The 24,141-nt window shown below is 72.7% G+C and carries 22 protein-coding genes, 6 tRNA genes and 1 pseudogene; 9 read left to right on the top strand and 20 right to left on the bottom strand.

Features of this window, described 5'->3' with window-relative positions; genetic code table 11:
• From BZZ08_RS21800 to BZZ08_RS21775, 6 genes and pseudogenes are all read right to left on the bottom strand, one after another.
• Positions 1-337 (bottom strand): annotated as a pseudogene (locus BZZ08_RS21800) (hypothetical protein); the annotation flags it as partial.
• A gap of 12 nt (positions 338-349) precedes the next feature.
• Positions 350-1,261 (bottom strand): carbohydrate ABC transporter permease, encoded by a 912-nt coding sequence (locus BZZ08_RS21795; RefSeq protein ID WP_104633926.1) that lies wholly within the window; start codon positions 1,259-1,261, stop codon positions 350-352.
• The gene (locus BZZ08_RS21790; protein WP_198601620.1) at positions 1,258-2,256 is read right to left on the bottom strand and encodes a carbohydrate ABC transporter permease; all 999 of its coding nucleotides are present in this window, start codon (positions 2,254-2,256) and stop codon (positions 1,258-1,260) included. Before BZZ08_RS21790 ends, BZZ08_RS21795 begins: the two co-directional genes overlap by 4 nt.
• On the bottom strand, positions 2,256-3,557 hold the full coding sequence (locus tag BZZ08_RS21785) for an ABC transporter substrate-binding protein (protein WP_104633925.1): 1,302 nt from the start codon (positions 3,555-3,557) through the stop codon (positions 2,256-2,258). Before BZZ08_RS21785 ends, BZZ08_RS21790 begins: the two co-directional genes overlap by 1 nt.
• A gap of 348 nt (positions 3,558-3,905) precedes the next feature.
• Positions 3,906-3,977, bottom strand: a tRNA-Val gene (locus tag BZZ08_RS21780).
• A gap of 79 nt (positions 3,978-4,056) precedes the next feature.
• A complete protein-coding gene (locus tag BZZ08_RS21775; protein WP_104633924.1) occupies positions 4,057-4,509 on the bottom strand; it encodes a TIGR02611 family protein in 453 nt (150 codons plus the stop codon).
• A gap of 191 nt (positions 4,510-4,700) precedes the next feature.
• On the opposite strand from BZZ08_RS21775, the gene BZZ08_RS21770 reads away from it, so the two are divergent.
• Both BZZ08_RS21770 and BZZ08_RS21765 read left to right on the top strand, forming a co-directional pair.
• Complete coding sequence (locus tag BZZ08_RS21770) at positions 4,701-5,114, top strand: SsgA family sporulation/cell division regulator (RefSeq protein WP_004002642.1); 414 nt, start codon at positions 4,701-4,703, stop codon at positions 5,112-5,114.
• 277 nt (positions 5,115-5,391) lie between these two features.
• Positions 5,392-5,952, top strand: a complete 561-nt coding sequence (locus BZZ08_RS21765) for a CGNR zinc finger domain-containing protein (protein WP_104633923.1) — start codon at positions 5,392-5,394, stop codon at positions 5,950-5,952.
• Between the two features lie 85 nt (positions 5,953-6,037).
• On the opposite strand, the gene BZZ08_RS21760 is transcribed toward BZZ08_RS21765, so the two are convergent.
• Together BZZ08_RS21760 and BZZ08_RS21755 are read right to left on the bottom strand one after the other, a co-directional pair.
• Positions 6,038-6,217: a hypothetical protein gene (locus BZZ08_RS21760; protein ID WP_003977283.1), complete on the bottom strand. Its 180-nt coding sequence runs from the start codon at positions 6,215-6,217 to the stop codon at positions 6,038-6,040.
• 177 nt (positions 6,218-6,394) lie between these two features.
• A complete protein-coding gene (locus tag BZZ08_RS21755) occupies positions 6,395-6,847 on the bottom strand; it encodes a hypothetical protein (RefSeq protein WP_104633922.1) in 453 nt (150 codons plus the stop codon).
• 191 nt (positions 6,848-7,038) lie between these two features.
• Here BZZ08_RS21755 and BZZ08_RS21750 point away from each other — a divergent pair, with 191 nt between their 5' ends.
• A complete protein-coding gene (locus tag BZZ08_RS21750) occupies positions 7,039-7,563 on the top strand; it encodes a DsbA family protein (RefSeq protein ID WP_104633921.1) in 525 nt (174 codons plus the stop codon).
• Positions 7,564-7,599: 36 nt separating this feature from the next.
• Here the strand turns inward: BZZ08_RS21750 and BZZ08_RS21745 are convergent, their stop codons facing one another.
• From BZZ08_RS21745 to BZZ08_RS21735, 3 genes are all read right to left on the bottom strand, one after another.
• A complete protein-coding gene (locus BZZ08_RS21745) occupies positions 7,600-8,424 on the bottom strand; it encodes a GNAT family N-acetyltransferase (protein WP_198601619.1) in 825 nt (274 codons plus the stop codon).
• 107 nt (positions 8,425-8,531) lie between these two features.
• Complete coding sequence (locus BZZ08_RS21740; RefSeq protein WP_104633919.1) at positions 8,532-9,353, bottom strand: aminotransferase class IV; 822 nt, start codon at positions 9,351-9,353, stop codon at positions 8,532-8,534.
• Positions 9,350-10,411 (bottom strand): chorismate-binding protein, encoded by a 1,062-nt coding sequence (locus tag BZZ08_RS21735; RefSeq protein WP_104633918.1) that lies wholly within the window; start codon positions 10,409-10,411, stop codon positions 9,350-9,352. The genes BZZ08_RS21740 and BZZ08_RS21735 overlap by 4 nt, the downstream gene beginning before the upstream one ends.
• Before the next feature lie 177 nt (positions 10,412-10,588).
• Between BZZ08_RS21735 and BZZ08_RS21730 the strand changes: the two genes are divergently transcribed.
• The 5 genes from BZZ08_RS21730 (at position 10,589) to BZZ08_RS21710 (ending at position 11,046) form a co-directional block, all read left to right on the top strand.
• A tRNA-Gly gene (locus BZZ08_RS21730) sits at positions 10,589-10,661 on the top strand.
• 37 nt (positions 10,662-10,698) lie between these two features.
• A tRNA-Cys gene (locus BZZ08_RS21725) sits at positions 10,699-10,772 on the top strand.
• A 1-nt stretch (position 10,773) separates the two neighbouring features.
• Positions 10,774-10,845: transfer RNA gene (locus BZZ08_RS21720), tRNA-Val, on the top strand.
• Between the two features lie 36 nt (positions 10,846-10,881).
• Positions 10,882-10,953: transfer RNA gene (locus tag BZZ08_RS21715), tRNA-Val, on the top strand.
• 21 nt (positions 10,954-10,974) lie between these two features.
• A tRNA-Val gene (locus BZZ08_RS21710) sits at positions 10,975-11,046 on the top strand.
• Between the two features lie 55 nt (positions 11,047-11,101).
• Here the strand turns inward: BZZ08_RS21710 and BZZ08_RS21705 are convergent.
• The 3 genes from BZZ08_RS21705 to BZZ08_RS21695 form a co-directional block, all read right to left on the bottom strand.
• The gene (locus tag BZZ08_RS21705) at positions 11,102-11,389 is read right to left on the bottom strand and encodes a TFIIB-type zinc ribbon-containing protein (protein WP_104633917.1); all 288 of its coding nucleotides are present in this window, start codon (positions 11,387-11,389) and stop codon (positions 11,102-11,104) included.
• A 101-nt stretch (positions 11,390-11,490) separates the two neighbouring features.
• Positions 11,491-12,426, bottom strand: coding sequence for a phosphotransferase family protein (locus BZZ08_RS21700; RefSeq protein ID WP_104633916.1), 936 nt, complete (start codon positions 12,424-12,426; stop codon positions 11,491-11,493).
• A 242-nt stretch (positions 12,427-12,668) separates the two neighbouring features.
• Entirely contained in the window at positions 12,669-12,851 is a 183-nt protein-coding gene (locus BZZ08_RS21695; RefSeq protein ID WP_104633915.1) for a hypothetical protein, read from the bottom strand.
• A gap of 589 nt (positions 12,852-13,440) precedes the next feature.
• Here BZZ08_RS21695 and BZZ08_RS21690 point away from each other — a divergent pair.
• On the top strand, positions 13,441-14,910 hold the full coding sequence (locus tag BZZ08_RS21690; RefSeq protein ID WP_241965529.1) for a serine/threonine-protein kinase: 1,470 nt from the start codon (positions 13,441-13,443) through the stop codon (positions 14,908-14,910).
• A gap of 32 nt (positions 14,911-14,942) precedes the next feature.
• Here the strand turns inward: BZZ08_RS21690 and BZZ08_RS21685 are convergent, their stop codons facing one another.
• The 6 genes from BZZ08_RS21685 to BZZ08_RS21660 all read right to left on the bottom strand — a co-directional run bounded on the left by BZZ08_RS21685 (position 14,943) and on the right by BZZ08_RS21660 (position 24,122).
• Positions 14,943-15,761 carry a TrmH family RNA methyltransferase gene (locus BZZ08_RS21685; RefSeq protein ID WP_104633914.1) on the bottom strand — a complete coding sequence of 273 codons (819 nt, stop codon included), beginning with the start codon at positions 15,759-15,761 and terminating at the stop codon, positions 14,943-14,945.
• A gap of 1 nt (position 15,762) precedes the next feature.
• A complete protein-coding gene (gene cobA, locus BZZ08_RS21680) occupies positions 15,763-16,995 on the bottom strand; it encodes a uroporphyrinogen-III C-methyltransferase (protein ID WP_104633913.1) in 1,233 nt (410 codons plus the stop codon).
• 180 nt (positions 16,996-17,175) lie between these two features.
• The gene (gene cobT, locus BZZ08_RS21675; RefSeq protein ID WP_104633912.1) at positions 17,176-20,766 is read right to left on the bottom strand and encodes a nicotinate-nucleotide--dimethylbenzimidazole phosphoribosyltransferase; all 3,591 of its coding nucleotides are present in this window, start codon (positions 20,764-20,766) and stop codon (positions 17,176-17,178) included.
• Between the two features lie 372 nt (positions 20,767-21,138).
• Positions 21,139-22,365 (bottom strand): precorrin-6y C5,15-methyltransferase (decarboxylating) subunit CbiE, encoded by a 1,227-nt coding sequence (gene cbiE / locus BZZ08_RS21670; protein WP_104633911.1) that lies wholly within the window; start codon positions 22,363-22,365, stop codon positions 21,139-21,141.
• A gap of 118 nt (positions 22,366-22,483) precedes the next feature.
• Entirely contained in the window at positions 22,484-23,122 is a 639-nt protein-coding gene (locus BZZ08_RS21665; protein ID WP_198601618.1) for a GNAT family N-acetyltransferase, read from the bottom strand.
• 172 nt (positions 23,123-23,294) lie between these two features.
• Positions 23,295-24,122, bottom strand: a complete 828-nt coding sequence (locus tag BZZ08_RS21660; RefSeq protein WP_104633909.1) for a MetQ/NlpA family ABC transporter substrate-binding protein — start codon at positions 24,120-24,122, stop codon at positions 23,295-23,297.
• Between the last annotated feature and the right edge of the window lie 19 nt (positions 24,123-24,141).

Below are 24,141 nucleotides of genomic sequence, written 5' to 3'. Positions count from 1 at the left end.
CGCCGACCGGCGGACCGCCCGGCAGACCGTCCCGCACGGCACGCACGTCGACCCACACCACCGCCAGGGCGGCCCAGCCGGCGACCCCGACGAGCCACCCGTGGCGCACCGCCGCCCGGAAGTCGGCGACGAACTCCCGCCAGCCGCCGCGCTCGTGGGCCAGCCGGCGCCCGAGGTGCCGCGCGCCGGCCGCGAACGCGGCGGGATAGGTGACCAGCGGCAGTGCCGCCACCGCGATCCACACGCCGGTGAGCAGGCACTCGGCGAACAGGGCGAAGCCCTGGGCGAACCGGGACTCCCCCGGCTCCGTACGGGCCCCGGCACGCGCTTCGGTCATCGGAATCCCACCTCAGCCCTTCAGGCCGGACGTCGCCATGCCGTCGATCAGATAGCGCTGGAAGGCCAGGAAGAAGGCGAGGACCGGCAGCAGGGCGACGAGCGACATGGCGATCATGCCGCCGTAGTTCGCCAGGCCCTCCTGGTCCACGAACATCTTGAGGCCGAGGGAGATCGTGTACTTGCCGGGCTCGTTGAGGTAGATCAGCGGGCCCATGAAGTCGTTCCAGGAGTTGATGAAGGTGAAGATCGCGCTGGTGATCAGCGCCGGCCGGCACAGCGGAAGCACGATCGACCAGTAGATGCGGAAGTGCCCGCAGCCGTCGAGCCGGGCGGCCTCGTCCAGCTCCCTGGGCAGGTTCCGCATGAACTGCACCATCAGGAAGACGAAGAACGCCTCGGTGGCCAGGTACTTCCCCAGCAGCAGCGGGGTGTACGTGTTGATCATGTCCAGGTTGCGGAAGAGCACGTACTGCGGGATCAGCAGCACGTGGTACGGCAGCAGCAGCGTGCCGATCATCAGCGTGAAGAGCAGGTTGCGGCCGGCGAACCTGATCTTCGCGAAGGCGTACGCCGTCAGCGAGCAGGACACCACGATCCCGATCACGGAACCGACGGCGAGGAAGAGCGAGTTGACGAAGAAGGTGGAGATCGAGATGTCCGCGATGCCGTCGGCGAGACTCGTGTAGTTGGACGTGATCGGGTCGCCCGGGAAGAGGTCCAGGCTGCCGACGATGTCGCCGCTCTCCTTGAAGGAGCCGCCGATCACCCAGAGCACCGGGTAGAGGATCACGGCGAGGATCGCCAGTGACCCGAGGTGCCAGGCGAGCGATCCGGGCAGCCCGCGCCGGAGCGCGGCCGCCCTGGTGGACGGGGCCGGCGGGGCTTCGGTGGCCGGTGTGACATCGGTGGCCTGCGCGCTCATCGGCCGCCCTCCTCGTAGTGCACCCAGCGCTTCTGGGACCAGAACAGCACCGCGGTGACCAGGGCGACCGCGACGAGCAGCATCCAGGCCATGGCGGAGGCCAGGCCCATGCGGCTGTTCTCGAAGCCCTGGACGTACAGGTAGCAGGTGTAGACCATGGTGCCGTCCGCCGGACCGCAGGCGTTGCCCCCGGCGCCGCCGCCGACGATGTAGGCGGAGCTGAAGATCTGGAAGGAGTGGATGGTCTCCAGCAGGACGTTGAAGAAGAGGACCGGGGAGATCATCGGCAGGGTGATGTTCCAGAACTGCCGCAGCTTCCCCGCGCCGTCCACGTCGGCCGCCTCGTACAGCTCGCGCGGCACCTGCTTCAGACCGGCCAGGAAGATGACCATCGGGGCGCCGAACTGCCAGACGGTGAGCGCCACCAGGCTGTAGATGATCAGTTCCGGGTCACCGGTCCAGCCGCCGGCGTCGATCCCGAAGAACTGCTGGGTACGGTCGACGACCGCGTCGTCCGAGAAGATCGCCTTCCACACGATGGCGACGGACACACTCGCGCCGATCAGCGACGGCGCGTAGAACGCGGCCCGGTAGAAGGCCTGTCCGCGCCGTCTCTGTGCCAGCAGCAGCGCGACCCCGAGCGCCGCGATCAGCTTGATCGGGGTACCGACCACGACGTACCACAGGGTGATGCGGACCGAGTGGCGCCAGCGCGGGTCGCCGAACATCTCGGAGAAGTTGTCCAGGCCGATCCACCTGGGCGCGTCGAACAGGTTGTAGTCGGTGAACGCGAAGTAGAGCGAGGCGACCATCGGGCCGGCCGTCAGCAGCAGGAACCCGGCGATCCAGGGAGACATGAAGAGGTAGCCGGCCAGGTTCTCCCGGCGGCTCCGCCGCTTCAGCCCGGCGGGGCGCGGGGCCTTCACCGGGCCGTGCCGCGGCCCGGAGTCCGTCCGGCCCTCCAGCGCGGGGGCGTGTGTCACGGCGCTTCCCATCAGCCGGCGAGTGCCGTCTTCGACTCGGTGAAGAACTGCTTGACCGCGTCCTCGACGGACCGCGAGCCGAGCGCCATCTCCTCGGCGATGCGCAGGAACGCGGCCTCGCAGATGTCGGCCCCGTTGGGGTGCGGGGTGATCCGCTCCAGGACGCCGGCCGCGACGAGCGACTCCTCGTAGGCGGCGATGGCCTTGTTGACCGGATCGGTCGGCTGGTAGGCGTCGTACTGGGCCTGTGTGGTGGGGACACCGCGGTCGTAGCCCATGATCTTGGCGACCTCGGGGTCGTGAACCATGAAGTCGATGAACTGGGCGACCTCCTTGGGGTGCTCGGTGCGCTTGTAGGCGCTGAGCATCAGGGAGCCGAGGTACTGACCGGTCCGCTTGCCGTCCGTGGTGGGGATCGGCGCGAGACCGTACTCGCTCTTGCCCTCGGAGGTGTAGCGGACGGTGAAGTTGTCCCAGGTGAACTCACTGCCGGCGAGTTCCGCGGAGAGCGCCGACTTGGGCTTGATCTGGGCGACCTTCTTGGGGTCGGCGAACAGGCCGGACTTCACGCCCTTCTCCGCCTTGGTCCACCAGGTGGTCAGGTCCGCCTCGGTGAAGCCGAGTCCGTCCTCGGTGAAGAACGCCTTTCCGTTCTGACGCAGGTACAGGTCGTAGAGGTACATGACGCCGTACATGCCGCTGTCACCGGCCCGGCCGGTCTTGTCGCGGACCTTCGTCATCGCCTCGTCGAAGTCGTCCCACGTCCAGCCCTGTCCGGGCTTGATGCCGGCCCGGGTGTAGACGGGCTTGTCGATGACCAGGGCCATCGAGTTGGACCCGACGGGCACGCCGAGGAGTTTTCCGTCGATCTCACCGAACTTGTCCAGGCCCGCACGGAAGCCGTCCATGGAGAGATTTCCCGCCTCGACCTGCTCACCGAGATCGAGGAGGACATTCTTGGCGTCGTATTTGCGGAGGAATCCGATGGCATTCTGGAAGACGTCCGGCGGATTCCCCCCGGAGGCCTGGGTGTTGAACTTCTTCCAGAAGTCGGTGTACGGCTGGAAGTCGGTCTTGACCTTGATCTTCGGGTACTTCTTCTCGAAGAGCGCGATGGTCTTGTTGATGCGTTCCGCCCGGTCCTCGGCACCCCACCAGGAGTAACGGATCGTCACCGTTCCGTCCCCCGAGCCGCTCCCGCCGCCGCACGCGGTGGCCGTGGCACCCAGTCCCGCGACGGCCAGCGAGGCCCCCGCCGCCTTGAGGATCGTCCGCCTCCCGGCCTGCCGCTCCGCATTCCCGCCCTGCTGCATACGAGCCTCCCCGCGACGTCGCGTTCGCTTCATGAATCGTTTCAAGTAAGCGCTTGCTGGCACAAGGTACGGAGGGCCCAGGGGCGCGTCAATGATTCGGACAGGAATTCACGGGCTCCGCCGGGGACGAGGCCGGAGCCCGACCGGAACCCACCGGTCACCACCGCGCAGAACCCACAGGTCGGCGGGGCGTGACCGACGGGCCGAACGCGCACTGGACCGCCGGGGACGGCGGCACGGAAGGTCACGGTTGGGTGAAGGCGGGCCGACTGGGTGCCGGGCGCCCGCGGCACCGCACACGAAGGCGGCCCCGCTCACGAGAGTGAACGGGGCCGCCTGATGATCCGGTGGGCGATACTGGGTTCGAACCAGTGACCTCTTCGGTGTGAACGAAGCGCTCTCCCACTGAGCTAATCGCCCGGACGCAGGAAGAACATTACCCGATGTCAGGGGCGCTCGTGACCAGCGGGGGACCGCGATGTGCGACCCCCGCGGGCGATCACTGGTCCTTGATCTTCCAGGGCATCTGGAGGCCGAACTTCCACAGGTAGATCCCGGCCAGCACGGCGATGATCACCACGCCGATCGCGGTCAGGATGATGTTCCGGCGCCGCACCTTCGGATCGAGGGCACGCTGCGCCGCCTCGGTGACCTTGCGCTTGGTCCAGCGCAGCACCAACTGGGCCCAGACGAACTCGGTCGCCCAGATCGCCATGCCGCCGAAGATCACCACCCAGCCGGGTCCGGGCAGCGGCAGCATGATGATGCCGGCCACCACGACCGCGAGGCCGACGACGAAGACGCCGACCTGCCAGCTCAGGTGCAGCGCACGCCGCGCCTTGATGAATTCCGGCGCCCGCGAACCGAGCGCTCGCTCGGCCGTGGCCTCGTCCGTCCCCGTACGGTCTGCCGCCACGGCCGCCTCGCCGGGCTTGTTACTCCCCGTGTTCATACGGCCAAACACTACCGGAGCGAAACCTGTCACCGGAATGGGCGTACGACCCGAACGATCTCTCGGCCGGAAGAGTTACGTAAACACACGCAAAACACTCAGAGGGGTTTACAACGGCACCGTAGGTGGCATGTCGATTTCGCCGACGTGCGAATCCCCGAGCGCACACTGAGCGAAAGGCCCTGGCGCTTATGAACACCACGGTCAGCTGCGAGCTGCACCTGCGCCTCGTTGTGTCGAGCGAGTCCTCCCTGCCTGTCCCCGCAGGCCTGCGGTACGACACGGCCGACCCCTACGCCGTGCACGCCACCTTCCACACCGGAGCCGAGGAGACCGTCGAGTGGGTGTTCGCCCGCGACCTCCTCGCCGAAGGTCTCCACCGCCCCACAGGCACCGGCGACGTCCGTGTCTGGCCGTCCCGCAGTCACGGCCAGGGCGTCGTGTGCATCGCTCTCAGCTCCCCGGAGGGCGAAGCACTGCTCGAGGCCCCGGCGCGGGCCCTGGAGTCCTTCCTGAAGCGCACAGACGCCGCCGTGCCCCCTGGCACGGAACACCGGCACTTCGACCTCGATCAGGAGCTCTCGCACATCCTGGCGGAAAGCTAGGGCGGGGCCCCGCGTGAAGCCGCCCGTCGCCGTCGACTCGGGGTGACGGCACGGGCTCGGACAACCGCATACGGCACACACGGCGTCGTCGCCGCGGATCTCCGCGGGGGCGGCGCCGCTGTGTGCGCGGCCCCGGGGAACGAAGGCGGACCGGCCGCCGTTGTAGGGGCGACCGAGGACGCTGGTCCGCTCGTGGCCGGTTCGCCCGCCGCGCCAGCCACTACCATCGGCCAGCATCGGCGGGCGTCCGCCCGACCCCCAGGCCAGGGAGCGAAACGTGCTGATCACCCACGACACCCGGTGCGCGCTCGACACCGTGGTGGATCTGGTGAACACGGTGCCGGAGGACGAATCGACTCCGGACGGGCTGCCGGACGTCGCGGCGCTCCATGAATTCGTGGCGACGCACGAGATCAGCGAGGTCGGCGTGCTCACGGACCTCGATCTCTCGGCGGTGCGGGGCGTCCGGGCACGGTTCGCGGCGGTCTTCGCCGCTCCCGACGCCCGGACCGCCGCGGGACTGATCAACGACCTGGTCGCGGCCGCCGGCACCACGCCCCAGCTCACCGACCACGACGGCTACGACTGGCACATCCACTACTTCGCGCCGGGCGCCTCCGTCGCGGACCACCTCACCGCGGACTGCGGGATGGCCCTGGCGTTCTTCGTGGTGGCCGGGGAGCAGGAGCGGCTGCGGCGGTGCGAGGCCCCCGACTGCCGGCGCGCCTTCGTCGACCTCTCCCGGAACCGCTCGCGGCGGTACTGCGACAGCCGCACCTGCGGGAACCGCTTGCACGTGGCCGCCTACCGGGCCCGGCGCAAGGAGGCGGCGGGCTGACGCCGCCCTCGGGGACGGTGCCGCCGCGGATGCGCGGACGGCGACGCGGCCCCCGGCGGGTGACGCCGGGGAGCGCGGGTACGGCTCACAGCAACAGCAGATCGTGCAACGAAGCCATGAGCAGCAGACACCCGATCACCGCCAGGAAGATCATGAGCGGTGGCTGGGATAGGGCGAAGAGGCAGCCGCGTGGTTCGTCCTGCACCCGCGCGGTTTCGCTCTGTCTCGTGTCCAGCTGGGAATCCAGCTGAGTGGTGTCCGGCATCTCGCCGCGATGATGACGCAGCGAGCGGGGTCCACGCGATCAACACGCCCGTTACGACCGCGTGTTGGTTGAATGTCGCAATGTCCGGTCTAATCGTGATCATTACCGAGCGCGCGCTGTCGGCCTCGGACCGCTGTGTCGTTTCAGCCCCGGGCGCCGGCCGTCAGGCCCCGCGCCTCATATCCCGTGCTTCTTGAGGATGGCCTCGATGTCGCTGAAGTCGTCGTCACCGCCCCGGGACGCCTTCGCCGGGCGGGACGCGGGCTGGGCGGCCGGACGGGAGCCGGTCCCCAGGGACGGGGCGGAGGCGCCGGGGGCCACCGCGTCGCGCTGAGCTGCGGCCCGGGCCTCCTTGCGCTCCTTGCGGGTGCCGCCGCGGCGGCGCTCCACGGCGCGCGTGGTCATGAAGAGCACCCAGGCCACGCCCAGCACTCCGAAGCCCGCCCAGGCCACCGGGCTGAAGGCCGTGTCGGCCAGCCACTCGACGACTCCGGTCATCACCAGGCCGATCGGGACCAGGGAGTAGGCGGCGACGCGGGCAGCGGTGAGGAAGCGCTTGCGGTACGCGGTGACCGCCGCGATACCCAGGCCCGCCGCGGACACCGCGGAGCAGACGGTCTCGGCAATCATCCGGTCCTCCAGGGCTGGGCTCGGTCGGGCATGAGTACTTCGTCCCTTCCATCCTGCACCGTCCGCCCGCCCTGAGGCCATGCCGGGGGCCCGAGATCAGGGAGATCTCGGGGTCGGCTCCTCCGCAGGTGCCGGGGGCGCGGTGCGAGCCCGGTCGGGGCGGCATCCCGCGGGCTGGGAGGATGGAGGGCATGAGCGACTCCTCACCCGCCCGTCCCGCCGCCCCCGTCCTCGACGTCTGGTGCGAGCTCCAGTGCCCGGACTGCCACACCGCCCTGGACGACCTCCGCGCCCTGCGCGCCCGCTACGGCCACCGCCTGGACGTGCGGCTGCGGCACTTCCCACTGGAGAAGCACCAGCACGCCTTCGCCGCCGCGCAGGCCGCCGAGGAGGCGTTCGCCCAGGGCCGGGGCTGGGCGTACGCCGAGGCCGTCCTGGACCGGGTCCCGGAGCTGGACCGTGCGGGCGAGCCCTTCCTGGTCGAGGTGGCCCGGGAACTGGGGCTGGACGCGGAGGAGTTCGACACGGCGCTCATCGACGGGCGGCACATCCTGATCGTCGACGCCGACCAGGCCGAGGGCAAGGCGATCGGCGTGACCGGCACCCCTACGTACGTGATCGGCGGCGAGCGCCTCGACGGCGGCAAGAGCCAGGACGGGCTGCGCGAGCGCGTCGAGGAGATCGCGGACCGGCTGCTGGCCGAGCAGCGGGACTGAGAAACGGCGGCGGGGCCGGGACGGGCCGCCCGCCGTTCACAGCAGCGGCTTGCAGTAGATGTACCGCGTGGTCCCGTAGCCGAGCGACTCGTAGAGCCGCTCGGCCGCGGTGTTGCCCGCGAAGACGTTGAGGCCGATCAGGGAATGGCCGGCGGCGATCGCCTGGGTCTCGGCCAGCAGCATCAGGGTGCGGCCGTGGCCCCGGCCCCGGTGGGGCGGGTCGGCCTCGACGTCGAAGACGAAGGCCCGGTCCTCGCGCAGCGCCAGCCACAGGATCCCGACCCGCTCACCCTCGTGTTCCAACACGCTGAACAGCATGTTCTCGCTGTCCACCCCCTGGGGCAGCAGCACCTCGTGGTCGCGGCGGGCCTTCTCGTGCGCGTCGGCCTCGGGCACGCCCCGTTCCATCCAGGTACGGGCGTACCGCTCCGACTGGTACGCCTGCCAGGCGGCGAACTCCTCCGGTGTCATGGGCCGTGCGCCGCTGCCCGCGGGCAGGGCGGGCGGGGTGGCGCCGAGCGGCTTGGCCATGGTGCGGTTGCGCAGGACGTAGCCGAGTGCCTGCGCGAGCCGGGTGCCCGCCTCGGCGTCGCCGGCGACGCCCGCCTCGATCTGCCGGCAGCCCCAGGAACGCGCCACCTCCTCCGCGGCGAGCGCGGCCACCGTGCCCCGGCCGCGCCGGCGGTCCGGCTCGTCGACGCGCAACTCGTGGATCACGGCCACCGAGTCGCCGAGGGAGGAGGAGGTGCCGAGGTGCAGCACACCGACGGGGCGGCTGTTCACGCACACCTGGTAGTGGCGCGAACGGGTCCCGTCGGCGGCGCGCTGGAGCGGCTCGGTCGGCCGCAGGGTCGTGGTCATCACGGCAGTTCTACCCACCGTGGACGAGAACGGCAGCCGAATATCGGCGCCTTCGCGGCTCCGGCTCACCGATCCGGGGTCGCGGTTCGGGGGTCACGGCTTCGGGGTCACGGATCCAGGTCCTCCCCGGACCGCTCCTCGAAGATCCGCATGGCCTTGGCGGTCACCGGTCCCGGAACGCCCGCCAGTTCGCGGTCGTCGATACGGTGCACGGCCTGGACGTCCCGCAGGGTCGAGGTCAGGAACACCTCGTCGGCGCGGTCCAGGACGTCCAGCGGGAGGTCGGTCTCGCGGGCTCCGGTCCACTCGACGGCCAGGGCGCGGGTGATCCCGGCGAGGCAGCCGGAGGCGACCGGCGGGGTGTGGATCTCGCCGTCGAGGACGACGAAGACGTTCGACCCGGTGCCCTCGCACAGCCGGCCCACCGTGTTGCCGAACAGCGCCTCGGAGGCGCCCCGTTCGCGGGCACGGGCGAGGGCGACGACGTTCTCGGCGTAGGAGGTGGTCTTCAGGCCGGTGAGCGCACCGCGCTCGTTGCGGGTCCACGGCACCGTGATCACGGCCGTGGAGTCGGGGCGGCGGGCGGCCTCGCCGAGGGCGACGACGAGGGTCGGGCCGTGCTCGCCGCGGTCGGAGCCGAGGGGGCCGTGGCCGCCGGTGTAGGTGACGCGCAGCCGGCCGAGCCGCATCGGGTTGGCGTCGAGGACGGCGGCACAGGCGCGGCGCACCTCGTCGAGGTCGGGGTCGGGCAGCCCCAGGCCCCGGGCCGAGCGGGTCAGCCGGTCCAGGTGCCGGGTCAGCGCGAACGGCCTGCCGTCCACCGCCTTCACCGTCTCGAAGATGCCGTCGCCCACGGTCAGCCCGTGGTCGAGGACGGAGACGCGGGCGGACCCGATGTCCTGCAACCCGCCGTCGAGCCAGATCTTCACGTCGCCAACGCCTCTCCGGTTCCGTTCGCCTCGTACGCCCCCGACGCTATCGCGAGCAGCCGGGAGGCCTTCAGTTCGGTCTCCCGCCACTCCCCCTCCGGGTCGGAGCCCCAGGTGATGCCGGCGCCGGTGCCGAAGCGCAGCCGCGCGGCGCCGTCGGAGGCCCGGTCGATCCAGAAGGTGCGGATGCCCACGGCCAGCTCGCCCGTGCCCCGGTCGGCGTCGACCCAGCCGACGCCCCCGCAGTACGGGCCCCGGGGGGCGGTCTCCAGCGCGTCGATGATCCGCAGGGCGCTGGACTTGGGCGCGCCGGTGACGGAGCCGGGCGGGAAGGCGGCGTCGAGCAGCTCCGGCCAGCCGGTGTCCGCGGACAGCTCGCCGCGCACCGCGGACACCAGGTGGACGAGGCCCGGGTGCTTCTCGACGGCGCACAGGTCGGGCACCGTGACCGTGCCCGTGGCGCAGACCCGCCCCAGGTCGTTGCGGACCAGGTCCACGATCATGACGTTCTCGGCGTAGTCCTTCTCCAGCAGGTCGGCCTCGGTCCGGCCGGTGCCCTTGATCGGTCCGGACTCGACGGTGCGGCCGTCCCGGCGCAGGAACAGCTCGGGCGAGGCGGTGGCGATCTCGACGCCGTGCCCGGGCAGCCGGATCGTTCCGGCGTACGGCGCCGGGTTGCCGCGGGCCAGCAGGGCGGTGAGCGCGTCCACGTCGGCACCGGGAGCGACGGGCGCCGAGAGCACCCGGCAGAGGTTGGCCTGGTAGACCTCGCCGGCGGCTATGTGCGCGCGGATGCGCCGTACGCCCGCCGTGTACGCGCCGTGGTCGAGCGAGGACGTCCAGTCGCCGACGGCGGGCCCCCGCCACGCCCCCGGCCTGGGCGCGGGCACCGGCTCGGTCCGTACCCGCGCGAAGCGTGCGCAGGTCAGACGGCCCTCGAAGTCCGCGCAGACCGCCCAGAATCCCTCGGAGTCGAGGGCGGCGGGATCGCTGGTGACGTCGAGGAGACCGGTGGCGAGACGGCCGCCGAAGCGGGCGAGGGGAGGGAGGTCGAGCACGCTGTCGAGTCTAGGCCGGTGGCCCTGAGGTGACCCGAACGTGTCCTTCCAGGTGCCCTGACCTGGTGCGCGAGCGGACGCACCGCAGCACGCTGCACAAACGCGTTTTTGTGCTGGCCCCGGAATCCGCTAGAGTTCATCACGTCGCCGGGCCGCGCAAGCGGACCGAACCGACAGGCGGACGTAGCTCAGTTGGTAGAGCGCAACCTTGCCAAGGTTGAGGTCGCGAGTTCGAGCCTCGTCGTCCGCTCGCAGGAACAGGGGGCCTCCGGGCCTCCTACACTCCTGGTGGAGTGGCCGAGAGGCGAGGCAACGGCCTGCAAAGCCGTCTACACGGGTTCAAATCCCGTCTCCACCTCCAAGGACGATTAGCTCAGCGGGAGAGCGCTTCCCTGACACGGAAGAGGTCACTGGTTCAATCCCAGTATCGTCCACTGATCCGCCAGGATCACCGATCCGTACGGATCCCCGCGCGATTAGCTCAGCGGGAGAGCGCTTCCCTGACACGGAAGAGGTCACTGGTTCAATCCCAGTATCGCGCACGCAGTAGTCGCACCACTCTCGGACGATTAGCTCAGCGGGAGAGCGCTTCCCTGACACGGAAGAGGTCACTGGTTCAATCCCAGTATCGTCCACACGGAACGAAGCCCCCGGCCGCCTTGAGCGGCCGGGGGCTTCGTCGTGGGCGGATCAGCTGGAGAAGAGCATGCGGCCGAAGCTCTTCTGGCGGTGGTGGCCGTAGTGGCCGTGGCCGCCGTGCTGCGGGGCGCCCCAGGCCGGAGCCTGCTGCGCCGGGTACGCCTGCGGCGCGGCGGGCGGGGGCGGCGGCGCGGGCTGGGACCACTGGGCCTCCAGGCGGGTCAGCGACTCCAGCTCGCCGTAGTCGAGAAAGATGCCGCGGCAGCCGCTGCACTGCTCGATCTGAACGCCGTTGCGGTTGTAGGTGTGCATCGGTGCGTGGCACTTGGGGCACTGCATGCTCGGCTCAACTCCTCGCCGGTCGGTCCTGCTTCGCGTATCGCCAGGACAGACTCTGTCCCGCCGCGGGTCGGTTGCACCCTACTTCGCGGAACTTCGGCTCAGCCCCGTGGGTCGGCGGGCCGCACGGACGCCATGCGCGCGCAGGCGTCGACGAGGGACTGCTCCACCTCGTCCAGCGGCCGGTCCTCCAGGGCCGCCTTGGTGACGGCCCGGGCGGCGGTCTGCGCGGTGAGGGCGCGGGCCGGGACGTCCAGGGCGGGCCAGGGGTCGCCGTCGGCGGGGACGGCGGGGCCGCCGGAGGCGCGGTAGGCGGTCAGGAAGCGGAGCCACTCCTCGGGCGGGAGCAGCCCGCAGGCGTACCAGGCCGCGGGGCGGGCCAGGTCCCAGGCCGGGACGCCGGTACCGAGGTCGTCGACGTCGATCAGCAGCCAGGGTCCCGCGGGGGCGGGGTGGCGTATGAGCTGGCCGAGGTGGAGGTCGCCGTGGCAGAGGGTGGTCGTGTCCGGCATGGCGGCCTCGCCGCGCGCCCAGGCGGGGAGCACCGCCCAGGCCGCGAGTACGGGCGCGGTGGCGGGGTGGTCGGGGGCGGTGTCCCGGAGGCGGGCCGCGGCCAGGGCCGCCTTCGCGGGGCCGCGCATCGGGGGTACGGGGGCGGGGGCCGGCGTGCGGTGGAGGCGGGCCAGGAGGGTGGCCGCGGCCTCCCACGGTGCGGCGTCCGGATCCTCCGGGTCGACGGGCGTGCCGTAGGCCCAGTACGTGACGAGCCGCCCGTGCAGGTCGAGGGGGGCCGGGGCGAGCGGGGGCAGGAGCACGCCGGGGAGCCGGGCGGCGGCCGTGACACGGAGGAACAGCTCGGCGGGGTCGGCGTCCGCGGCGTGGGCCTTGGCGACGGTGTCCCCGTGCCGGACGACCGTGGTGTCGGGGCGGTCGGCGAGGGTGGCCGCGCCGCAGGGACAGGCCGAGGTGCGGGCGTGGGCCGTCTCCCTGACGCGGGCTTCGAGGGCGGGGAGGAGGGCGGGGGCGTCCGTGGTCACGTGGGTGAGGGTACGCAGGCGCGGCGGGCGGCCGCGCTCCCCGGCCCCGACCTGGCCGTACCGCTGCGGGGCCGGTCGCCGTACCCCCGCGCCGGATGTCTCGACTCCCCGGAGGGAAAAGCAATGCCGGCGCAGCTCCCCAGCTGCGCCGGCATTTTGCCGTCCGCCGCACCCCCGTCCCCACGGGGTTTCATGGATGGATGTCCCCGCCCGGACCGCTCTTCCGGGCCTGGGGTCGCCGCTCAGCGCCCCAGCACCACACCCACGGACGACGCCTGTGTGGCCACTGTCTCCCACCCGTCGAAGACGAGGAGGAGCAGGACCGCCAGGGGCAGGGCCATGAGCGTCGCCACCACGGGGTGGCGACGGCCTTGACGGCGGCTTTGCCGTGTGCGGACCAGCGTCCGCGGAACCGTCTGGGCCATGGTCCCTCTCCTGACCGATTCGTTGTCTCGTTGCAGCGGCGGGTGTCTGACCTCGGGGGACGAGTGCTGCACCCGCCGCTTGACCTCAAATCTATGCGTCGGGCGATCGCCGGACGTCATGCCCTCGTACCGATTGCCGGGCCTCCCGGAGGATGAGCCACCACCCGTCGAGTACTCCCCTGGGTGGAGACCGCCTCCCGGGTCTCGGGGTCTTCCCGGACGGGGTGCCCACCGTGTCCCGGTATCTCCGGGCTGTCCGGTGACATCCCTCACTCCGATCGCCTCCCGGCACGCCTCCGCCCCCGCCCCGGGGCCCACTGGACCCGCCACCACGCCGTGGGTGCGCGGCCTCGCCCCGTCGCTCCCGGCCGTCCCCACCCGGTCCCCCTCCCCGGGCCCAATCCCCCGGCTGCGGTGGCAGGTTGGCAGCGGGGACGCGGCGTGGCCGCTCCGTCCACGCGTTCGCTGACCGGGTCTCAACTCTCGCACCGGGCACTGACAATCCGTTCTCGCGAGAGGGCGCGGCCTCTGCGCACGGGCGGCCGTGGAAACGTAAGCTGTGGCACGTCACAGGGACCGGGCAGCGGGGATGAACATGGCGATGATGCGCCTGAGGCGCGAGGACCCGCGCGTCGTCGGCTCGTTCAGGCTTCACAGACGGCTCGGCGCGGGTGGAATGGGCGTGGTCTACCTGGGCTCCGACAAGAAGGGGCAGCGGGTCGCGCTGAAGGTCATCCGGCCGGACCTGGCGGAGGACCAGGAGTTCCGGTCGCGGTTCGCGCGTGAGGTCTCGGCGGCCCGGCGCATCCGGGGCGGCTGTACGGCCCGGCTGGTCGCCGCGGACCTGGAGGCGGACCGCCCCTGGTTCGCCACGCAGTACGTGCCCGGCCCCTCGCTGCACGACAAGGTCGCCGACGGGGGCCCGCTCGGCGCGGCCGACGTCGCGGCCGTGGGCGCCGCCCTGTCCGAGGGCCTGGTCGCCGTGCACGAGGCCGGGGTGGTGCACCGGGACCTGAAGCCGTCCAACATCCTGCTGTCCCCGAAGGGGCCGCGGATCATCGACTTCGGCATCGCCTGGGCCACCGGTGCCTCCACCCTCACGCACGTCGGCACCGCGGTCGGCTCCCCGGGGTTCCTCGCGCCGGAGCAGGTGCGCGGGGCCGCGGTCACCCCGGCCACGGACGTGTTCTCGCTCGGTGCCACGCTGGCGTACGCGTCGGTGGGCGACTCGCCCTTCGGGCACGGCAGTTCCGAGGTGATGCTCTACCGCGTGGTGCACGAGGAGGCCCAGCTGCACGGTGTCCCGGACGCGCTCGCCCCGCTGGTGCGGGCGTGCCTGGCCAAGGACCCCGAGGAGCGTCCCAGCACCCTGCAACTGTCGCTGCGGCTGAAGGAGATCGCCGCCCGGGAGGCCCAGGGCATGCCCGACGTACGGCCGCCCGCGCCGCGCAGTGGTGAGGCGGACGTGTCCACGGGGCGGCTCGCCGACACCTACCCGGAGCGTGCCCAGCGGCGTCCGCAGGGCCGGCCGGGCGCGCAGGGCACTCCCCCGCCGCGCGGCACGTCGGGGTCGCGGGGAACCGGCCCCCGGGGCTCCGTTCCCTCGCGGGGCGGATCGCCCTCGCGGGGCGGGGCACCCTCACGCGGTGGCACACCGTCGCGCGGCGGCGGTGCGGGGGGCCGGTCCGGGTCCCGGCCGACGCCGTCCTCCCGCGACACGACGGGCCGCAACTCCTCCCGCAACGACGGTGGCAGGTCCGCACCGCGCAGCGGAGCCGGCCGTACGGGGCCCAGGACGACGGGGAACGGCTGGCGGCGGCCCGCCAATCCGCGGCTGCTGCGGCAGCGCCTGTTCGTGTTCGTGGTCGTGACGCTGCTGGTCGCGCTGGGTATCGCCGCCGCACAGGGCTGCCAGGGGCCCTCGCGCGGGCTCGGCGACGACCGGGGCGGCGTGCGGGCGACGCAGCAGGAGCGGGCGACGCAGCAGGAGCGGGGGGCGCAGCAGGAGCGGGGAGTCCTGCCCGGCGGCCTTCCGGAGCAGCGTGCTTCCGGGCTCTGAGGGCCTCTGAGGGCCGCGCCCGTACGCGCCGCCTAGGCCGACGGGCGTCCCGCCGTCACCGCGTAGAAGGCGACCGCGGCGGCCGCGCCCACGTTCAGGGAGTCGACACCGTGGGACATCGGGATGCGGACCCACGTGTCGGACGCCGCCAGGGCCCGCCGGGACAGGCCGCTGCCCTCGGCGCCCAGCATGAGGGCCACCCGGTCCATGCGGTGCGGGGCGACCGCGTCGAGGGGCTCGGCCCGCTCGTCGGGAGTGAGGGCGAGGAGCGTGAAGCCCGCCTCGCCGACCGTCGCCAGACCGGCCGGCCAGGTGTCGAGGCGGGCGTACGGCACGGAGAAGACCGCGCCCATCGAGACCTTGACACTGCGCCGGTACAGGGGGTCCGCGCAGTCCGGGGAGAGCAGGACCGCGTCCATGCCGAGCGCGGCGGCGGAGCGGAAGATCGCGCCGATGTTGGTGTGGTCGTTGACGGACTCCATGACGACGACGCGGCGGGCGCTCGTCAGGAGGCCGGCGGCGGTGGGAAGCGGCTTGCGCTGCATCGAGGCCAGCGCGCCGCGGTGCACGTGGTAGCCCGTGACCTGTTCGGCGAGCGCCGGGTCGACGACGTACACCGGGGCCGGGGCCTCGTCGATGATGTCGCGCATGGTGTCGACCCACTTGGCGGACAGCAGCATCGAGCGCATCGCGTAGCCCGCCTCGCCGGCCCGCCGGATGACCTTCTCGCCCTCGGCGATGAACAGGCCCTCGGCGGGTTCGCGGCGGCGTCGCAGTTCGACGTCGGTCAGGCCGGTGTAGTCGTGCAGGCGCGGGTCGTCGGGGTCGTCGATCGTGATGAGGCCGGCCACGTCAGACCGTCCCGTGCGGGCCGACTCCGACGACCTCGCCGACGACGATGACGGCGGGCGGCCTGACGTCCTCGGCGACGACGGTCTCGGCGACGGTGGCGAGGGTCGCGTCCACCCGGCGCTGGGCGGCCGTGGTCCCCTCCTGGACGAGGGCGACCGGGGTGTCGGGGGACCTGCCGTGCGCGACGAGGGTCTCGGCGATCCGGCCGATCTTGTCGACGCCCATGAGGATCACGAGCGTGCCGGTCAGCTTCGCGAGGGACGGCCAGTCGACCAGGGAGCGCTCGTCGTCGGGGGCGACGTGCCCGCTGACCACGGTGAACTCGTGGGCGACGCCCCGGTGGGTGACCGGGATGCCGGCCGCGCCGGGGACCGAGATCGAGCTGGAGATGCCGGGGACGACGGTGCACGCGATGCCCGCCTCGGCCAGGGCCCGCGCCTCCTCCATGCCCCGGCCGAAGACGAACGGGTCGCCGCCCTTCAGCCGTACGACCGCCTTGCCCTGCTTGGCGTGCTCGATCAGCGCGTTGTTGATGGCCTCCTGGGCCATGAAGCGCCCGTACGGGATCTTCGCCGCGTCGATGACCTCGACGTGCGGCGGCAGTTCGGCGAGCAGGTCGCGGGGGCCGAGCCGGTCGGCGATGACGACGTCGGCCTCGGCGAGCAGGCGGCGCCCGCGGACGGTGATCAGATCGGGGTCGCCGGGACCGCCGCCGACCAGGGCGACACCGGCGGTGCGGGTGCGCTGGTGCGGGGCGACCAGGGTGCCGTCGCGCAGGCCCTCGACCACCGCGTCCCGGATGGCGGCGGTGTGGCGGGGATCGCGGTGGCGCGCGTCGGTGGTGAGCACGGCGACGGTGACGCCCTCGCTGTGTCCGGTCGCCGGGGTCCAGGCCGTGGCGCGGTCGGCGTCGTCGGAGCGGACGCACCAGACGCGGTGCCGCTCGGCCTCGGCGGAGGCGGCGTGGTTGGCCTCGGTGTCGCTGGTGGCGATCAGGGCGTACCAGGCGTCCGCGAGGTCCCCGTCCGCGTAGGGGCGCCGCTCCCAGGTGATCTCGCCCGCGTCCGCCATGGCCTCGACGGAAGGGGTCGCCTCGGGAGAGACGAGGCGGATGTCGGCACCGGCCGCGATGAGGGCGGGCAGGCGGCGCTGGGCGACCTGTCCGCCGCCGAGGACGACCACGCGGCGGCCGGTGAGGCGGAGGCCTACGGGGTAGGCGGGGTGTTCGGCCATGAGGGGACGGCTCCTGTGGGGCGCTGGCGCTGACGTGCGGATTTTACGGCGGGGTGGCGGGTGCGGCCCAGGTGGTCCGGTGGGTGGACCCGTTGCCGGGCGGGGTTTTCGGGCGCGGCAACCCGGCAGGGGCCCGGCACCGTGTCCCGGGCCCCGCGCCGTGCGGCCGCTGCCGCCCGACTACTTCTCCGTGACCCCCGCCGAGTCGAACGTCGCCACCTCGTGCATCGCCCGCGCCGTGCTCTGCACCATCGGCAGGGCGAGCAGCGCGCCGGTGCCCTCGCCGAGGCGCAGGTCGAGGTCGACCAGCGGACGCAGGCCCAGCTTGTTGAGCGCGGCGACATGGCCGGGCTCGGCGCTGCGGTGACCGGCGATGCAGGCCGCGAGGACCTCGGGGGCGATCGCGCGGGCCACCAGGGCGGCGGCACCGGCGCTGACGCCGTCCAGGATCACCGGGGTGCGCAGGGAGGCACCGCCGAGCAGCAGGCCGACCATGGCCGCGTGCTCGAAGCCGCCGATCGCCGCGAGCACGCCGACCGGGTCGGCCGGGTCCGGCTGGTGGAGTTCGAGGGCGCGGCGGACGACCTCGGTCTTGCGGGCCAGCGTCTCGTCGTTGATGCCGGTGCCGCGGCCGGTGACCTCGGCCGGGTCGGCGCCGGTGAAGACGGAGATGAGCGCGGCGGACGCGGTGGTGTTCGCGATGCCCATCTCGCCGGTGAGCAGTGCCTTGTTGCCGGCCGCCACCAGGTCGCGGGCGGTCTCGATGCCGACCTCGATGGCCTGCTTGGCCTCCTCGCGGGTCATCGCCGCGCCGGTGGTCATGTCGGAGGTGCCCGCACGAATCTTGCGGGGCAGCAGGCCGGGCGTGGCGGGCAGGTCGGTGGCGACGCCCACGTCCACGACGCAGACCTCGGCGCCGACCTGGGTGGCGAAGGCGTTGCAGACCGCGCCGCCGCCCAGGAAGTTGGCCACCATCTGGGCGGTGACCTCCTGCGGCCAGGGGGTGACGCCCTGGGCGTGCACCCCGTGGTCACCGGCGAAGACCGCGACGGCCGCGGGCTCCGGGATGGGCGGCGGGCACTGCCGGGACAGTCCGGACAGCTGGGCGGAGATGATCTCCAGCATGCCGAGCGCGCCGGCCGGCTTGGTCATACGCTTCTGCCGCTCCCAGGCCTCGCCGAGCGCCTTGGCGTCCAGCGGACGGATCTGCGCGACGGTCTCGGCGAGCAGGTCGTGCGGCGCCTCGCCGGGCAGGGCGCGGCGGCCGTACGTCTCCTCGTGGACCACCCAGGACAGCGGGCGGCGCTTGGACCAGCCGGCCTGCATCAGCTCGGGCTCGTCCGGGAACTCGTCGACGTAGCCGACGCACAGGTAGGCGACGATGTCCAGGTGCTCGGGCAGGCCGAGGGCGCGGACCATCTCGCGCTCGTCGAAGAAGCTGACCCAGCCGACGCCGAGGCCCTCGGCGCGGGCGGCGAGCCAGAGGTTCTCGACGGCGAGCGCGGAGGAGTACGGCGCCATCTGCGGCTGCGTGTGGCGGCCGAGGGTGTGCCGGCCGCCGCGGGTCGGGTCGGCGGTGACGACGATGTTGACCGGGGTGTCGAGGATGGCCTCGATCTTCAGTTCCTTGAACTGCTTGGCCCGGCCCTTGGGCAGCGACTTCGCGTACGCGTCGCGCTGACGCATCGCCAGTTCATGCATCGCGCGGCGGGTGTCGGCGGAGCGGATGACGACGAAGTCCCAGGGCTGCGAGTGACCGACGGAGGGCGCGGTGTGCGCGGCCTCCAGGACGCGGAGCAGCACCTCGTGAGGGATGGGATCGCTGCGGAAGCCGTTGCGGATGTCGCGGCGCTCGCGCATGACCTTCAGTACGGCCTCGCGCTCGGCGTCGTCGTAGGCGGGGGCCGCCGGGCCGGCGGACCGTGGTGCTTCCGTGGCCGCGGCCGCACTCACGTCCTGGTCCTCCTGGCCGGCGTCGCGGGTGTCCAGGTCGTCGACGCTCTGGACGACTTCGGGGTCGGCCTCGCGCGGCGCCGGTACCGCGGCCGCGGAGTCGTCGGCCGCCTGGGCCGCGGCGAGGGGCTCCGGTGCCGGGGTCTCCGGCGGGACCAGGACCGCTTCGGGGGGCGTCGGCGCGAGGTACGGAGCCGTGGGCACCTGACCGCCGTCGACGGGCAGGAACTGGCCGACGGGCTGGGCCGGGTGCGGTTCCCGGGAGACGGGGGCCGGTGCGGGCATGGCCGCCTCTGCCTCCTGCTCCTGCTCCTGCTCCTGCTCCTGCTCCTGCTCCTGCTCCTGCGGCATGGTGGCGTCCATGAGGGACTGGGGGCCCTGGGCGGGCTGCGGTGCGGGGGCCTCGGCGACCCGCGGCTCCGGATCGGCTTCCGGGGCCGGCTCGGGGACGGCGAACTGCTGCGCGGGCGGGACGTCCGGCTGCGCGTGCGGCGCTTCCTCCGCCGAGGGCTGTGCCTCCGGCTGCGCGGGCTCCACCTGGACCGGGGCGGGCTGCTCCGGTGCCGGGGACGGCTCGGGTTCGACGGCCTCGGGGGCGACGGCCTCGGGCACGATCGCCTCCGGTTCCGCGACGGCCACGGACGCGTCGGGCGCCTGGCCGTCACCGTGCTCGGGCTCGGGTGCCTCGGAGAGCGGGGCTTCCTGCGGCGCGGGGGCCTCCGGGGTGTCGGCCGCCGGGGGTTCGTCGAGTCCCTGCGGTGCCTCCGCCGGGGCTTGGACCGGTACCTCCGCCGACGCTTCTTCCGGATCCGACTGCACGGGGGCCACGGGGGCCACAGGGGTCTCCGGAACCTCCTGGGCCTGCGGAACCGCGGGGGCCTGCTCGGGCCCAGCGCCGTCCTGGGCCGCCTGGGCGGGCTCACTCACGGGGGACACGGGGGGCACGGGCTCCGCCGGGGCCGCCTCGGGAGCCGGTACGGCCTCCTCCGCGGGACCGGTCGCCTGCTCCGGCTCGGTCTGCGCCGTCTCCTCCGGCGCGGGAGCCTCCGTCGAAGCGGGCGCCTCCGTCGAAGCGGGCGCCTCCGCCGGAGCGGGCGCCTCCGCCGGAGCGGGCGCCTCCTGCGGTGCGCCGGCCTCGTCGGCGCCCCCGGACGTCCCGCCCGTCGCCGCCACGGCCTCCGTCGCCACGCGGGTCACCAGGGCCTGGGCCGCGCCCACCGGCTCGCCCGGCTGCTGCTCCGGTACCGGAACAACCGTTTCCGCAGACCCCGCCCCGGCGTTCACCGGGGCCTCCTGGGCCTGCGGCGCCGTCTGCGCTCCCCAGGGTGCCGCCGTCTGCGGGACCGGCACGGCGGCCTGCGGCATATCGAGGTACTCGGGCCCCGCGGTCGGCGGTCCGGGGTGCCGTACCGGCGCGTCGGCGGGGCCGCGGTCGGCGAGTGAGCGGACCGGGCTCGCGGAGGTGTCCGGGATCGGCGGGCCGAGGTGGAGGGGCCTGCGCGGCGGGGCCGGGGTGGACGCGGGGTCCTGCGCCGGGTCGGGCAGCCGGACGCCGCCGAGGTCGACCGAGCCGCTGTCGCGACCGGACATCTCGTGCGCGCCGGGCTGGTGCACGGTCTCCACGACCGGCTCCGGCGCCGGCGGCGCGACCTCGTTGCCCCAGGCACTCTGGGCTCCCGGCAGCAACAACAGGTCCTCGTCCTCGGCGGTGGCCTCGGAGAGGTAGGTGTACGCGCCGGGTGCGGGGACGCCCGGCTGCTCCACCATGCCTGCGTTCTCCGGCAGCCCCTCGCCCGGGATCTGGCCGGTGTCGGTCATGCGTAACCCCTCGCCCATCGGTTAGTGCTTCTACAACCAGCTCACCCGGGACGGCGCACCGACCGCCCGTAGTGAAGAACGAGCGGGCGTGCCCAGCGGCACGAACGACCCGCGGGAAAAGACGACAAAGCCATTGAGTGGCATTGTCGCGGTCGTTCCCCCGCCACGACAGCTTGATCCGCGACGGCCCGCTGTGGACTGCGCCACGTTGCGCGTCCTCCGGTTGTGCCGTACCACACCCACCCCCTGAGGAGCGGGTTTTTACGGACATCGACCGACGAACCGCCGGGTGTCCGCATGCGGTACAACAATCCGCCAGCCTACCCCGCGCGGTATGAACAACCGATCACGGGGCGCGGTCGCGGGGGGACCTCAGCGGGGTGCTTCGCGCCGTACGATCTCTCCGCTGAGCAGGAACGCGACGCTCCGCTCCGTCTCCGTCCAGGCCCGGGTGTCGAGTCCGACGGACTGCAGCAGGGCGCACTCGACGCGGTACCCGTGCTCCGTCAGGTCCCTGCCGACGAGTTCGGCCGCGTCGCGGGTCGCGGCGTGCGCGACGATGCGCTGCGGGCGGCGGTCCGCGACCGCGGAGACCACGGCCGCTCCCCCGCCGCCGACCCGGACGACGTCCGGTTCGGGGAGGTTCTCCAGGATGTACGGGGCGTTGCCGTGCACGGTCTGGAGCTGGACGCCGAAGTGCCGTGCGGTGGCCTCGGTGCGGGCGCAGGCGTCCCGGTCCCGGTCGACCGCGATGACGGCGGCGCCGCCGCGGGCGGCCTCGGTGGCGAAGGCGCCGCTGCCGCAGCCGATGTCCCACACGAGGTCGCCGAGACGTGGTCCGAGCCTGGCGAGTTGGGCGGTGCGCAGCAGGTCGGTCTCGCCCTCGCCCAGTTCACCGCCGTAGGCCGCGGCGGGCAGGGACCAGCCGCGCGGTCCGGTGGCGGGGTCGCGGCCGGCGATCCAGCCGGTGCCGTCGCCCGCGGGGCCGGGACCGGCGCTGCCGCCCGCCACGATCACGACGTTCGGATCGCGCCAGGTGTGGTCGGCGGCCTTGTCGGAGGTGACGACGGTGACCCGCTCGCGGGTGGTGCCGAGTTCCTCGCAGATGACGAAGGTGCGGTGGACCCCCTCCATCAGCAGGCCGAGTTCGGCCGGTCCGGCGCCCGGTGAGGTGAGGACCGCGACCTTGGGGTGGGCCCGGCACACGTTCACCGCGCGGCGCAGGGTGCGGGGGTGGGCGACGACCACATGGGCGTCGTCCCAGGGCATTCCGGCGCGGGCGAAGGCGGCGGCCACGGAGGAGACGGCGGGGACGACCTCCACCTCCAGGCCGAACTCGGGGTCCCGCAGGGTGCGTACGACGCCGAAGAAGCCGGGGTCGCCGTCGGCCAGCACGACCGTGGTGCCGCGGTGGGCGGCGAGGCGGCGGGCGGCGAGGGCGACGCTGCCGAGGCGGATGCGTTCGGCGGCGGGCGGCACCTCGGGAAGTGCCAGATGGTGTGCGGCGCCGGCCACCAGGGTGGCGGCGCCCAGTGCGGAGCGTGCCGCGGCGGTCAGCGGCGAACCGTCCCAGCCGATCACCGTGACCCGGTCGGCCATCGTCGTCAGTCTCCAGGGTTTTCGCAGGTCGTGGTCGCGGTACCGTCGCGGGCGCGCCCCGTGAGGGTACCTGGTGCGGCCTCGGTGCGGGGTGGTGGCGCCGGTCGGCCCCCGTTTATCAGTTCCAGTCCGTGAAGGTGGTGAAACCGTCGGCGTCGGTCAGCTGTCCGGTGGCGCCCTCCAGGTCCTCCGGCAGCAGGCTCCACACGATGAAGTCGGTGCGGGTGTCCGTCCAGACGCCGTCGTCGCTGCGTACGCGCGCTATGCAGGCGCCGCGCAGGACTCCCTCGCTGATGCAGCCGATCTTCTGGGCGACCTGCTGGGAGGCGGTGTTGTCGGCCGCGGTGCGCAGTTCGACGCGTTCGAACTTCTGGTCGCCGAAGAGCCACTGGGCGGTGGCGAGTGCCGCCTCGGAGGCGTACCCCTCTCCCCGGGCCCAGGGCGCGACTATGTACGAGAGTTCGGTGGACCGCACGTGCCAGTTGGTCTTGGTCAGCTGGATGACGCCGACCAGCCGCTGGGTGAGGAACTCGGTGACGGCGAGGTCGAGCCCCCGCCCCGCGGTGCGCTCGGCCGGGGCGTACTCGCGGATCCAGGTGGCGGCGTTGTCCTCGGTGAAGGGCTGGGGGACGTGGGTCCAGGCGGCGACCTGCTCGTCGTTCATCATCGCGGCCAGCGCGGGGACGTCGTCCTCGTCGAGGGGGCGCAGCACCAACCGCTCCGTGCTGATGGAGATGTTGGGGAAGGTGCTCGTCATGCGCCGCTCCGTAACCTGTGTGACCGTCAGGGCCTGCTCGAACTGCCCAGCATGCAGCATGAAAGCACTCAACCACACCACCGGGTCCGCCCCGTGAGCACGGAGCGGACCCGGTGGGTGACGCGGGGTTCGGCCCGGACGGCGGGCCGCAGGGAACCTCGGGGTCGGAGGTTCAGAAGGAGGGCAGGACCGCGCCGGCGTACTTGTCCTCGATGAACTTCTTCACCTCGGGCGAGTTGAGGAGCTTCGCGAGCTTCTTGACGCGCGGGTCGTCCTCGTGGCCCTCCTTGACTGCGAGGAGGTTGCTGTTCGGGTTGCCCTTGGCGCTCTCCAGGACGAGGGCGTCCTGGGCGGGCTTCAGGTCGGCCTCGATGGCGTAGTTGCCGTTGACGACCGCCGCGTCCACGTCGTCCAGGGAGCGCGGGGTCTGGGCCGCCTCCAGCTCCTTGAACTCCAGGTTCTTCGGGTTCTTGGTGATGTCCGAGGGGGTCGCCGCGGTGCCGACGCCGTCCTTGAGGGCGATGATCCCGTTGGCGGCGAGCAGCTGGAGGGCGCGGCCCTCGTTGACGGTGTCGTTGGGGACGGCGACGGTCGCACCGCTCTTCAGGTCGTCGGCCTTCTTCACCTTGTGCGAGTAGAGGCCGAGGGGCTCCAGGTGCACGTCGACGACGGACACGATGTGGGTGCCGTTCTTCTTGTTGAAGTCGTCGAGGTAGGGCTGGGTCTGGAAGTAGTTGGCCCCCACGGAGCCGTCCTCCGTCGCCGTGTTCGGCGTGACGTAGTCGGTGAACTCCTTGACCTCGAGGTCGAGGCCCGCCTTCTTCGCCAGGTTGTCCTTGACGTAGTCGAGGATCTCGGCGTGCGGGGTGGGGCTCGCGGCGACGACCAGCGGTCCCGAGGTGTCGGAGGCGGAGTCCTTGTCGGAGCCGCAGGCGGTCAGGCCGAGGGTGAGGGCTCCGGCGGCGAGGACGGCGGTGGTGAACTTGGCGGTGTTACGCACGAAAAGTGCCTTTCCTGAG

The organism is Streptomyces sp. MH60, assembly GCF_002939385.1.
Lineage (GTDB): Bacteria > Actinomycetota > Actinomycetes > Streptomycetales > Streptomycetaceae > Streptomyces.
The sequence above is the reverse complement of the archived record's forward strand: the minus strand, read 5'-3'. Positions and strand labels throughout refer to the sequence as shown.